Source organism: Micromonospora sp. LOL_015 (assembly GCF_048060275.1).
Classification (GTDB): Bacteria; Actinomycetota; Actinomycetes; order Mycobacteriales; family Micromonosporaceae; genus Micromonospora_E.
Genome location: NZ_JBHMIO010000020.1, coordinates 1 through 11,958, shown reverse-complemented (window position 1 = coordinate 11,958; position 11,958 = coordinate 1). Strand labels below are relative to the sequence as shown.

Below are 11,958 nucleotides of genomic sequence, written 5' to 3'. Positions count from 1 at the left end.
GCAGGGCCGGCCTACAGCCTGATGACCCGAACCCGATGCCCGCACAACCTGGTCATGTCGTCGACATCCGACGTCAGGACCGCGACCGGCGCAGGTAGTCGTAGCGCCATCTCGGCGACCATGGCATCGATGGCGTACTTGTGCCCGTGCAGCCCCGCCGCCTTCAACAGCCCCGCACTGCGACGGGCGCTTTCCTTCGTCACCGCCTCCACACGAATGCGGGACAACAGCCAGGTCAGCCGAGCGGTGTCCACGCCGGTGTGGGAAACCTCGATGATCGTGGCAGCCGACATGGCCAGATCAGCCCCGTCACGCTCCGCCTGCTCCAGCAGTCGCATCACCATGCGATCCCGGCCGATCCATCCCGAGAAGCCTTGCGAGTCGAGCACAAGCGATTCGAGGCTCACGCCGCCCGGTCCGTCTCCCTGGTCCCGTACAGAAGCGCCTGGGCCTCGGCCATCTCCTGATCGGTGAACGCCCCGGACTCAGCTTGATAGCGGTCCAACTCCTCCCGGAGAAGCCTTCGCCGCTCAGCCCGCTCGGCCAGCTCGGTGAGGTAGCCGGAGACGTTGTCGGTGTGCGACTTCATGCTCTCCAGCAGCTCCACCGGCAGCGTGATCGTAACCTTCCTCGTCCTCGCCATCCGGCAACCATACCACGGTATTACCGCGAGCTGGGCACAGCTGCCACCCCCTGGCAGACACCGCGAACCTTGGGACGCGCCACACGCCGGCTCGTGCCCAGCATGCCGGAATCAGACGTTGAAGCGGAACTCGACGACGTCGCCGTCCTGCATGACGTACTCCTTGCCTTCCATCCGGACCTTGCCGGCCGCCTTGGCCGCCGCCATCGTGCCGGCCGCGACCAGATCGTCGTAGGAGACGATCTCGGCCTTGATGAAGCCGCGCTGGAAGTCGGAGTGGATCACCCCGGCGGCCTCCGGCGCGGTCGCCCCGACCGGGATGGTCCAGGCCCGCGCCTCCTTCGGCCCGGCGGTGAGGTACGTCTGCAGCCCGAGGGTGCGGAAGCCGACCCGAATCAGCTGGTTGAGCCCCGGCTCGCTCTGCCCGGTCGACTCCAGCAGCTCCATCGCCTCGTCGTCCGGCAGATCGATCAACTCGGACTCGATCTTGGCGTCCATGAAGACCGCCTCGGCCGGGGCGACCAGCGCGCGCAGCTCGGCGAGCAGCTCGGCGTTGCCCAGCTCGTCCTCGTCGACGTTGAAGACGTACAGGAACGGCTTGGTGGTGAGCAGGTGCAGCTCGCGCAGCTCGGCAACGTCGATGCCGGCGGCGGACGCACCCGCGTACAGCGTGGTGCCGCCGTCGAGCAGCGCGGCGGCGGCCTTCGCGGCGGCGTGGATCGCCGCCCGGTCCTTGCGCAGCCGGGCTTCCTTCTCCAGCCGGGGCAGCGCCTTCTCCAAGGTCTGCAGGTCGGCCAGGATCAGCTCGGTGTTGATCGTGGCGATGTCGTCGCCCGGCGAGACCTTGCCGTCGACGTGTACCACGTTCGGGTCGGAGAAGACCCGCACGACCTGGCAGATCGCGGCGGCGTCGCGGATGTTGGCCAGGAAGGCGTTGCCTCGGCCCTGCCCCTTGGACGCGCCCCGCACCAGACCGGCGATGTCGACGAACGACACCGCCGCCGGGATGGTTTTCTCCGAGCCGAAGATTTCCGCCAGCCTGCCCAGCCGCCCGTCCGGCAGCCCCACCACCCCGACGTTCGGCTCGATAGTGGCGAACGGGTAGTTCGCCGCGAGAACGTCGTTCTTGGTGAGCGCATTGAACAGGGTGCTCTTGCCGACGTTGGGCAGGCCGACGATGCCGATGGTGAGACTCACGTCGGTCGAGTCTACGCAGCGTCCGGTGGCGGGTCAGGCGCAGGCGGTCTTCAGCTTGCCGGTCGCCTCGGCCAGCAGGTCGGCCACCTGACCCATCGGGGTGTTGTCGTCCGGGTCGTTGATCTGGGCGACGACGTCGGCGGCCTCGGTCAGCGCCTGCTGCACGTCGGCGTCCACCGGGTCGACGGCGAGCGACTGCAGCATCCCGGACCAGCCGGCGAGCTTGCTCCGGAACTCGGACTCGGCGGTCTCCGCCGCCGACCCGCCCTCGACCGCAGCGGCAATCAGCTTGCCGAAGTCGTCCTCGATGTTCGCGGTGTTCTCCTCGCTGACCGGCACCGCCATGTCACATGCCTCCTTCGTGGCCGCAGCGGCCCCGTCCTCGGCGGAGCCGGCCGACTCCGCGTCGGCCGACGCGGTCGCCGCCGGCGGTGACGTCTGACCGGCGGTGGGGTCGACATCGCTGTCGCCACCGCCGCAGCCGGCCAGGGTGAACGCGAGCGCCGTCGCGGCGGTGGCGGTGATCAGGGTACGTCGCATTGAAAATCCGTCCATTGAGAGGCGAGCAAACTGGAGCAGGCTAACGGACGCCTGCCCCCGCCCCGCCCGGCCCCTCGCGGACGTCACTCGCAGACGGCGCGGAAGTTCCCCGGGATCGCCACCACGGCGGCCACCTGCTCATCGCTGAGTGGAGTCTCACCGATCTCGGTGGCGGCCTCGATCGCGGCCGTACTCTCGGTCAGCACCGTCCGCAGCTCGTCCGACACCGGGCCGGTGGCCAGCGAGGTGAGCGTCGCCGACCAGCCACGCATCTGCGCCTCGAAGTTGTCCTTCGCGTCCGCCGGCGCCTCCGCGCTGGCCGTCGGGTCGGCGAACTGGTTGACGTCACGCTGGAAACCGGCAGCGAAGTCGCTACTCATCGATACTGCCTGATTGCAGGCGGCATTGGTGGCGGCGAGGATGTCGGCCTCGCTGGCGGTGGTGCTGCCGCCGGTCGGCGACGGCGCGCCCGTCGGCGGCGGCTCGGTGCCGCAGCCGGTGAATCCGAGGATCAGGGCCGAGCCGAGGACGGCGCTGGCCAGTAGGCGACGCATGATATCTACCGACTCCTTTATCGAGGTACACCAAACTGTGCCACTCTATCGATCCAGGAGCCAGGTCGCCGAACGGAGCCAATCGACCAACGCAGATGATGAGAGCGCCGCTGCCAGCAGTTGATGGTGAGCATCGTCATGCTACCTACCGGTGTCGGGTGCTCTACCGTCTGCGCAGGGCGACGGCGCCGGGTGCCCAGCGCGGCCAGACCCCGTCAGCACCGGGCGGTAGCCGCTGCGGGCGGCGTACCGTTGCCGCCCGGACGGACAGACGTCCGGGCGGGCGGGAAGGTCCGGGCGAGCGGGGAGCGGGTGGCGTGGTGGCGAACGGGGCGGCGACGCTGGCGCGGCCGGTGGTGGAACGGGCGCGGATCGCGGTCGCAATCGCGTTCGGGGTCAGCGGTCTGGCGTTCGCGTCGTGGATCTCCCGTACGCCGGCGATCCGCGACGCCCTCGATCTGACCAATGCCCAGTTCGGGCTGCTGCTGTTGTGCACGTCGGTGGGCGCGGTCAGTGCGCTGCCGCTGTCCGGTCCGCTGGTGCACGCGATCGGATCCCACCGGACGGTGCTGCTGGGCGCATCGGCCGTGACCGTCGGGATGCTCGCCGTCGCGGTCGGCGTGGCGGTCGTCTCACCGCCCCTGGCCGGTGCCGGGCTGCTGCTGACCGGCACCGGGTTGAGCAGCTGGGACGTGGCGATGAACGTCGAGGGTGCCGACGTCGAGCGCCGGCTCGACCGCCCGCTGATGCCCCGTTTCCACGCCGGCTTCAGCCTGGGTACGGTGACCGGCGCGCTCCTCGGGGCCGGGTGTGCCTGGCTCGCGGTGCCGGTCGACTGGCAACTCGCCGTCACCGCGCTGCTGGTGATCGCCTCGATCGCCGCAGCCGTACGGATGTTCCTGCCGGTCCCGGCCCGGGTACCCGGCGCAACGACGCCCCGGTCCGGGGTGCTGCGTGCCTGGCGGGAGCCGCGCACCCTGCTGATCGGTCTGCTGGTGCTGGCCTTCGCGTTCGTCGAAGGGGTGGCGAACGACTGGCTCACCCTGGCCGTGGTCGACGGCTACCACGTCGGTGACGCGGTCGGCGCGGTGGCGTTCGGGGTGTTCGTCGCGGCGATGACCGCCGCCCGGATGGTCGGCGGCACGGCGTTGCAACGCTGGGGCCGGGTGACGGTGCTGCGGGCGACGGCGGTGCTGGCCCTGGTCGGCCTGGCCCTGGTGGTGTTCGGGCCGACGCTGCCGCTGGCGCTGCTCGGGGCGCTGCTGTGGGGCGCGGGGGCGTCGCTCGGCTTCCCGGTCGGGATGAGCGCGGCCGCCGACGAGGCCGACCGGGCGGCGGTACGGGTGTCGGTGGTCAGTTCGATCGGCTACACCTCGTTCCTGGCCGGTCCGCCGCTGATCGGTTTCCTGGCCGAGCAGGTCGGCATCCTGCGATCGCTGCTGGTGGTGGTCGGGGCGTTGGCGATCGGCCTGCTGGCCGCCGGCGCGACCCGGCCGGCCGGCCCGGCCGGTGCGGCCCGCCCGGGCTCGTGACTGCAGGTCCGATTCCCGCCAGCCGACCGGGCCCGCAAGCGGGCAGGATCGACCCATGGAGCTCGACTTCGAGCGGTGCTACCGGGTGCTGGACAGCCGCGACCAGCGCTTCGACGGCTGGTTCTACACCGGCGTGACGTCGACCGGCATCTACTGCCGGCCGTCCTGCCCGGCGGTCACCCCGAAGCGGGACAACGTCCGGTTCTTTGCGTCGGCGGCCGCCGCGCAACAGGCCGGGCTGCGCGCCTGCCGACGCTGCCACCCCGACGCCACCCCTGGCTCGCCCGACTGGGACCGCCGCGCCGACCTGGTCGGCCGGGCGATGCGGTTGATCAGCGACGGGGTGGTGGACCGCGACGGCGTGCCAGGGCTGGCCCGCCGCCTCGGCTACACCGAACGGCATCTCACCCGGGTGCTGACCGAGCAGGTGGGGGCCGGCCCGCTGGCGTTGGCCAGAGCGCAGCGTGCGCAGACGGCCCGCATCCTGGTGGAGCGGACCGCCCTGACCGTCGCCGAGATCGCGTTCGCGGCCGGTTTCGGCAGCGTCCGGCAGTTCAATGACACGTTCCGGACGGTGTACGGCGGTCCGCCGTCGACGCTGCGCGGCCGGGTACGGCCCGGTGCGCCCGACCGGGCCGGGGTGATCACCGTACGGCTGGCCTTCCGTCAGCCGATGGCGGTCGATGCCGTACTCGGATTCCTGGCCGACCGGGCGGTGCCCGGCGTGGAGTCCGCCGACGGCGGCGGATACCGGCGTGCGCTGCGGCTGCCGTACGGTGCCGGCACGGTTGCGCTCACCCCGCACGACGGCTTCCTTGCCGCCGCGTTGCACCTCGGCGACCTGCGCGATCTGGCACCGGCGGTGTCCCGCTGCCGCCGACTGTTCGACCTGGACGCCGATCCGGCGGCGGTGGACGCCGTGCTGGGCGCCGATCCGGCGTTGGCCGCTGCCGTCGCCGCCGAGCCCGGGGTCCGGGTGCCGGGCGCGGTGGACGGCTTCGAGCTGGCGGTACGGGCCGTGGTCGGGCAGCAGATCTCGGTGTCCGCCGCCCGCCGGGTGCTGGCCCGCCTCTGCACGGCGACCGGGTCGCGAACAGCCCCGCCTGCGGACGGCCTGGCGCCGTTCCCGGGCCCGGCTGACCTGCTCGCCCTGCCCGACGACGCCTTCGCGATGCCGGCCGCCCGGCGCGGCACGCTGCGCGCGCTGGCCGCCGGCGTCACCGACGGCGGCATCGGACTCGACCCGGGCAGCGACCGGGTCGAGCTGTCGCACCGGCTCACCGCACTGCCCGGCATCGGCCCGTGGACCGCCGGGTACGTGGCGATGCGGGCGCTCGGCGACCCGGACGTGCTGCTCGGCACCGACCTGGGAGTACGGCGCGGCGCGGCGGCGCTGGGCCTGCCCGCCGCCCCCACCGACCTGACCGCCCACGCGGACCGCTGGCGGCCCTGGCGGTCGTACGCCAACCTGCGGCTGTGGCGGTCCGCCACGCCATCGAAATCGACACCGGAGTGACACATGACAAAACGTTCGACATTGGACATGAGTACCGTCGCCACGGCGGTCGGGCCGCTGACGCTGATCACCGACCCGGACGGGGCGCTACGGGCCGCCGGGTTCACCGCCGACCCGGACGACCTGCTCGACCTGGTCCACCCCGACCTGCGCGGGCCGGTGCGCCGCCGGGCCGGCCTCGGCGACGTCACCCGCGCCGTACGGTCCTACCTGTCCGGTGAGCTGACCGCGATCGACCAGCTCACGGTCTGCCAGCACGGCGGCCCGTTCCAGCGCACCGCCTGGTCGGCGCTGCGTGAGGTGAAGCCCGGCGAGCCGGTCAGCTATACGGCGATCGCCCTGCGCTCCGGCCGTCCAGCAGCGGTCCGGGCGGCGGCCGGCGCCTGCGCCCGCAACGCGGTCGCGCTGGTGGTCCCCTGTCACCGGGTGCTGCGCGGCGACGGCACGCTGGGCGGCTACCGGTGGGGTCTGCCGATCAAGAAGTGGCTGCTCCACCATGAATCGCAGGTGACATTCGCGGGGCAGTGAACCGGTGCCGGCACCGGCTACCGTCGTGGTGTGGACGCCGTACCCGACCGATCCCCGCCGCGGCGGCGCGCCGTCCACAATCTCTGGCGGCTGCGCCGCTATCTGCGCCCGTACCTCGGTCAACTCGGTTGGCTGCTGGCGGCCGCCGCGGCGGCGACCGGGGCCGGCATCGCCATCCCGCTGGTCATCGCCGAGGTGGTGGACGGCCCGGTGGCCGCCGGTGATCCCGCCGGTCTGCTGTTCCTCGGTGGACTCGCTCTGCTGCTCGGCGTCGTCGAGGCGGTGCTCATCTTCGTCCGGCGGTGGACACAGAGTGCCTCGTCGATCGGGATGGAAGGCACCATCCGCGACGACATCTACACCCACCTGCAGCGGCTCCCGGTCACCTTCCACGACCAGTGGCAGTCCGGGCAGTTGTTGTCCCGGGCGATCAGCGATCTGTCGGTTATCCGACGCTTCCTCTCCTTCGGTCTGCTGTTCCTGATCCTCAACTCGGCGACCTACCTGACCGTGGTGGCGTTGCTGCTGCACCTGCACTGGCCGTTGGGGCTGGTGGTGGCGGCCAGCGCCGTGCCGCTCTACTTGTTCAGCCGCCAGTTCACCCGCGCCTACCTGCGGGTGTCCCGACGAATGCAGGACCAGCAGGGTGACCTGGCCACCCTGGTCGAGGAGTCCGCGCAAGGGCTGCGGACCATCATCTCGTTCGGGCGCGGGCCGTACCTCACCGCACGCTTCACCGACCTGGCCCGAGAGCTGCACGACACCGCGGTCGGCAAGGGCCGGCTGCTCGCCCACGCGTCGGCCCGCTACGACCTGGTGCCGAACGCGAGCCTCGCGGTCGTGCTGGTCGCCGGGGCCGGCGCCGTCGCCGACCAGCAGCTCACCATCGGTCAGCTGGTCGCCTTCGTCACCCTGCAACTGATGCTGATCTGGCCGATCAAGTCGCTGGGCTGGATCATCTCGCACGCCCAGGAGGCGATGACCGCCGCCGACCGGATTCAGGAGGTGCTGGACACCTCGCCGTCGATCGTCGACCGGCCGGACGACGTCCGGGTCCGGGTCGGTGAGGTCCGCGGTGAGTTGCGTTTCGACAACGTCACCTTCGGCTACCCGGGGACGCCTGAGCCGGTGCTGCGCGGCGTCAACCTCACCGTACGGCCGGGTGAGACGCTGGCCATCGCCGGCCTGACCGGCAGCGGCAAGACCAGCCTGGTGTCGCTGGTGCCGCGACTGTACGACGTCACCGGCGGACGGATCACCCTGGACGGTCATGACCTGCGCGACCTGCGCCTCGACGAGCTGCGCCGGTGCGTCGGCGTGGCGTTCGAAGATCCCACGTTGTTCTCGATGTCGGTTCGGGAAAATCTGACCCTCGGCCGGCCGGACGCCACCGACGCCGAGGTGCACGCCGCCGTCCGGTTGGCGCAGGCCGACTTCGTCCACGACCTGCCCTGGGGGTTGCATACCCGGATCGGCGAGCAGGGGCTGTCGCTGTCCGGCGGGCAGCGGCAGCGGCTGGCGCTGGCCCGGGCGGTGCTGGTCCGGCCCCGGGTGCTGGTGCTCGACGACCCGCTGTCCGCCCTGGACGTGCACACCGAGGCGCTGGTGGAGCAGGCGCTGCGCCGGGTGCTGGTCGGCACCACCGCGCTACTGGTGGTGCACCGGCCGTCCACGGTCGCGCTGGCCGACCGGGTGGCGCTGCTGGACGCGGGCCGGATCGCGGCCGTCGGCACCCACACCGAACTGCTCGCCACCGTGCCCGCCTACCGGGCCGTACTCTCCGCCGACGGACCCGGCCTGGTCAGGTCGCGGTGAGCCGGACCGACGATGCCGGCAGCACCGCGGACCGTGACGCGAGCAGGTCCGACTACGCTCAGCCGGACTGGCGCGGGGTCTCCGACCGGGCGGCGGACGAGGCCAGCAGCGGAGCCGACGGCGACCCGGTCGACAACGCCCGGGTCCGGGCCCGCAGCCGGGCGCTGCTCGGCTCGCTGACCCGGCCGCACCGGCGGATGATCGCGGTGGCGGTCGGCCTGCTGCTACTGCAGAACGCCGCCGCGATGGCCGGTCCGTACCTCGTGATGCTGGGTATCGACCGGGCCATCCCGCCGCTGACCGACGACGGTGACGCGGGGCCGCTGACCGCGATCGCCGTCGCCTTCGCGGTCGCCACCGTCGCCGAGTACGTCGGCAAGCGCAGCTTCCTGATCCTGTCTGCCCGGGTCGGTCAGGCGATCCTGCTCGACCTGCGTCAGCGGGTGTACCGGCACTTCCTCAACCTGTCGGTCAGTTTCCACGAGCGTTACACCTCCGGCCGGGTGGTGGCCCGGCTGACCAGTGACATGGACTCGATCTCCGAGCTGGTCAACGGCGGCATCGACGACCTGGTGCTCGCCGGGCTGTCGGTGATCTCGGTGGCGGCGATCCTGCTCTGGCTGGACCTGCCGCTGGCCCTGGTGACCCTGTCGGCGTTCCCGTTCCTGCTGTGGATGTCGATCTGGTTCGCCCGCGCCTCCACCGTCGCCTACCGGCGTACCCGGGAGACCGTGGCGCTGCTGATCGTCCACTTCGTGGAGTCGCTCGGCGGGGTCCGGGCCGTGCACGCGTTCCGGCGCGAGCCCCGCAACCAGGAGATCTTCGCCGAGGTCAACACCAGCTTCCAGCGAGCCAGCCTGCACGCGTTCCGGCTGATCGCGATCTACTCACCGAGCCTCAAAGGCATCGGCAACGTGGCAGTCGCGATGGTGCTCACCTTTGGCGGTTGGCAGGTGCTGCAGGGCCGCACCGAGATCGGCGTGCTCGCCGCGTTCCTGCTGTACCTGCGCCGGTTCTTCGAGCCGATGCAGGAGCTGAGCCAGTTCTACAACTCGCTGCAGTCGGCGACCGCGGCGCTGGAGAAGCTCTCCGGCGTGCTCGGCGAGCGGCCGGACGTCGCCGAGCCGGTGCGGCCGCGGCCGCTGCCGCAGCCGGTACGCGGCGCGGTGCGACTGCATGCCGTCTCGTTCGGCTACCGGCCGGACCGTCTGGTGCTGCCCGAGCTGACCCTGCGGATCCCGGCCGGGCAGACGGTCGCGCTGGTCGGGGCCACCGGGGCCGGCAAGTCGACGATCGCCAAGCTGGTGGCCCGGCTCTACGACCCGGTCAGCGGATCGGTCACCCTCGACGGGATCGACCTGCGTGAGATCGCCGGCCGCGACCTGCGGCGGAACGTGATCATGGTTACGCAGGAGAACCACCTCTTCGCCGGCAGCGTCGCGGACAACATCCGGTTCGGCCGCCCGGACGCCACCGACGCCGAGGTCGAGGCCGCGGCGCGGGCGATCGGCGCGCACGAGTTCATCTCCGGACTTCCCGACGGGTACGCCACCGACGTGCACCGACGCGGCGGGCGGCTGTCCGCCGGGCAGCGGCAGCTGGTCGCTTTCGCCCGGGCGGTGCTGGCCGACCCGGCGGTGCTGATCCTCGACGAGGCGACCTCGTCGCTGGACGTACCCACTGAGCGCCTGGTGCAGCGGGCGTTGCAGACCATGCTCAACGGCGGCCAGAACGACGGTAGCCAGAACTGCGGCGGCCGCAACGGCGACGGGCCGGGGGCCAACGGCTGGCCGACCGGCCACGGACGCACAGCGCTGGTCATCGCGCATCGGCTGTCGACGGTGCAGATCGCCGACCGGGTGCTGGTCCTCGACGACGGCCGGATCGTCGAGGACGGCCGGCCCGCCGACCTGATCGCCGACGGCGGTCGGTACGCCGTACTGCACCACCAGTGGCGCGACAGCCTCAGCTGACCCGGACCGCCTGCAGGGTGTAGCTGAGTGGGAACCGCTCCGGTCGTTCGGTCAACCGCCACTCGCCGTCATCGCCCTTGACCATCCGGCCGGGCAACGCGTTCCACGGCACGCTGTCGTGCTCGACCAACATCGTCACCTGCATTCCGACGCCGGTGAGCGCGGTGAAGATCTCCCCGATGCCGTGGTTCCAGGAGTGGGTCAGGTTGCAGGTGAAGCTGACGGCCGTGTCGACGTACGTGCCGTCCTCGTTCGACACCAGCGGTCGGTCCGTCTCGAAGTACGGCAGGTCGAGCACGAGCAGGCCATCTGGGCGGGTCTCGTCGACCGCCCACAGCGCCGGGTGCCCCTCCCGCAGGAACAGCCGGCCACCCGGACGCAGCAGCCCGGCCACCGTCTCCGCCCATCGGGTCACGCTCGGCAACCAACAGAGCGCGCCGATCCCGGTGAAGACGAGGTCGAACCCGCCCGTGCCGAGCACCTCCACGGCGCGGTAGACGTCGGCTTCGACGTACTCGATCGGGGTCTGCGCGGCCCCGGCGATCCGCCGGGCCTCGGCCAACGACGCGCCGGAAAGGTCCAGGCCGGTCATGGTCGCGCCGAGCCGGGCCAGTGACAGCGTGTCGGTGCCGATGTGACACTGCAGATGCACCCCGCGTACGCCGGTCAGGTCGCCGAGCCTCGGCAGATCGAACCGCACCACCTCGCTGAGCAGCGCCGGGTCGGCGATCAACTGCGCCACCCGATAGTCCGGTGAGACGGCGTGCGCCGGCGCGCGCTCGTCCCAGCTGGCCCGGTTGAGCGCCAGATAGTCGGTCATGCCGCCGACGATCGCATGATCTGACGCCGCTGGCACCCCGTTATCGTCCGGTTTCGGGCTCCGGCCCGGTGGGCCCGGTAACGGCGGGTGACCCCGGTCGCTCATGCGCTCCCGGGGCCACCCGCCTCCTCAGTTGTTACGTGTCACGCCCTGTTCGCCCGACGGCGGGTGAGCAGGAGCAACGAGATTCCCAGCGCCACGAGCGCACCACCGCTGGTGATCAGATTCGTGGTCGCGCTGCCGGTGACCGGCAGCCCCACGTACCGGAAGGCGATCTCGTTCGAAGTGCCGTTCGGTGTGGTCACCGTGATGGTTGTGTGCTTGACGTCGCACGGCGGAGTGACGAAGGTAACCGAGGTCCCGGAACTGTTCACCGTGACCTTGTTTGCTGGAATCGTCTTGCCGCAGATCGTCACGGTCGTCTGGCCCGGGATGAAGCCGCTGCCTCCGACGACCACTGTGGTCCCGCCGTTGGCCGGTCCCTGTCCAGGGTCGACCAAGTCGATCGCCGGTGCCGGCCCACCCGAGTAGGTGAAGCCGTCCGGAGCGACCGCGTCGTCACCCGGCAACACCACCACCACATCAACCGGACCCACCGGCCCCGGCGGCGTCACCACCGTCAACGACGTACCCGACGGATCCACCACCACATCGGTCCCCGACACACCACCGAACGTCACATCAGTGGCCCCAGTAAACCCGGAACCCGTCACCGTCACCGTGGTACCACCCGTGTTCGGACCCGAATCCGGCACCACCGAATCAATCGTCGGCGGCACATAGGTGAAGATCCCCGCGTCCGCAGTACCAGCCGGGAACGTGATCACCACATCAGCCGGA

General features: G+C 71.3%; 12 protein-coding genes. 5 read left to right on the top strand and 7 right to left on the bottom strand.

Annotated elements, in window-relative coordinates; all coding sequences use genetic code 11:
- Positions 1-11: 11 nt before the first annotated feature.
- The 5 genes from ACFHWU_RS17185 to ACFHWU_RS17165 form a co-directional block, all read right to left on the bottom strand.
- Entirely contained in the window at positions 12-407 is a 396-nt protein-coding gene (locus tag ACFHWU_RS17185) for a hypothetical protein (protein ID WP_416552202.1), read from the bottom strand.
- Entirely contained in the window at positions 404-643 is a 240-nt protein-coding gene (locus ACFHWU_RS17180) for a hypothetical protein (protein ID WP_123605371.1), read from the bottom strand. Before ACFHWU_RS17180 ends, ACFHWU_RS17185 begins: the two co-directional genes overlap by 4 nt.
- 111 nt (positions 644-754) lie before the next feature.
- Complete coding sequence (gene ychF, locus ACFHWU_RS17175) at positions 755-1,840, bottom strand: redox-regulated ATPase YchF (RefSeq protein ID WP_416552201.1); 1,086 nt, start codon at positions 1,838-1,840, stop codon at positions 755-757.
- Between the two features lie 33 nt (positions 1,841-1,873).
- On the bottom strand, positions 1,874-2,380 hold the full coding sequence (locus ACFHWU_RS17170) for a hypothetical protein (RefSeq protein WP_416591031.1): 507 nt from the start codon (positions 2,378-2,380) through the stop codon (positions 1,874-1,876).
- 83 nt (positions 2,381-2,463) lie between these two features.
- Positions 2,464-2,934, bottom strand: a complete 471-nt coding sequence (locus tag ACFHWU_RS17165; RefSeq protein WP_416591030.1) for a hypothetical protein — start codon at positions 2,932-2,934, stop codon at positions 2,464-2,466.
- Between the two features lie 317 nt (positions 2,935-3,251).
- Between ACFHWU_RS17165 and ACFHWU_RS17160 the strand changes: the two genes are divergently transcribed.
- From ACFHWU_RS17160 to ACFHWU_RS17140, 5 genes are read left to right on the top strand one after another with little or no spacing between them, the layout of a single operon-like run.
- Positions 3,252-4,466 carry an MFS transporter gene (locus tag ACFHWU_RS17160; RefSeq protein WP_416591029.1) on the top strand — a complete coding sequence of 405 codons (1,215 nt, stop codon included), beginning with the start codon at positions 3,252-3,254 and terminating at the stop codon, positions 4,464-4,466.
- A gap of 55 nt (positions 4,467-4,521) precedes the next feature.
- Positions 4,522-5,982, top strand: coding sequence for an AlkA N-terminal domain-containing protein (locus tag ACFHWU_RS17155; protein WP_416552197.1), 1,461 nt, complete (start codon positions 4,522-4,524; stop codon positions 5,980-5,982).
- 27 nt (positions 5,983-6,009) lie between these two features.
- A complete protein-coding gene (locus tag ACFHWU_RS17150) occupies positions 6,010-6,510 on the top strand; it encodes a methylated-DNA--[protein]-cysteine S-methyltransferase (RefSeq protein ID WP_416591028.1) in 501 nt (166 codons plus the stop codon).
- Positions 6,511-6,540: 30 nt separating this feature from the next.
- Positions 6,541-8,325 (top strand): ABC transporter ATP-binding protein, encoded by a 1,785-nt coding sequence (locus ACFHWU_RS17145; RefSeq protein ID WP_416591027.1) that lies wholly within the window; start codon positions 6,541-6,543, stop codon positions 8,323-8,325.
- The gene (locus ACFHWU_RS17140; protein ID WP_416591026.1) at positions 8,322-10,298 is read left to right on the top strand and encodes an ABC transporter ATP-binding protein; all 1,977 of its coding nucleotides are present in this window, start codon (positions 8,322-8,324) and stop codon (positions 10,296-10,298) included. The genes ACFHWU_RS17145 and ACFHWU_RS17140 overlap by 4 nt, the downstream gene beginning before the upstream one ends.
- Here ACFHWU_RS17140 and ACFHWU_RS17135 read toward each other — a convergent pair.
- Positions 10,291-11,118, bottom strand: coding sequence for a class I SAM-dependent methyltransferase (locus ACFHWU_RS17135; RefSeq protein WP_416591025.1), 828 nt, complete (start codon positions 11,116-11,118; stop codon positions 10,291-10,293). The two genes, ACFHWU_RS17140 and ACFHWU_RS17135, sit on opposite strands and share 8 nt — an antisense overlap.
- Before the next feature lie 143 nt (positions 11,119-11,261).
- On the bottom strand, positions 11,262-11,958 hold a 697-nt coding region (locus tag ACFHWU_RS17130; RefSeq protein ID WP_416591024.1), incomplete at its 5' end, for an IPT/TIG domain-containing protein.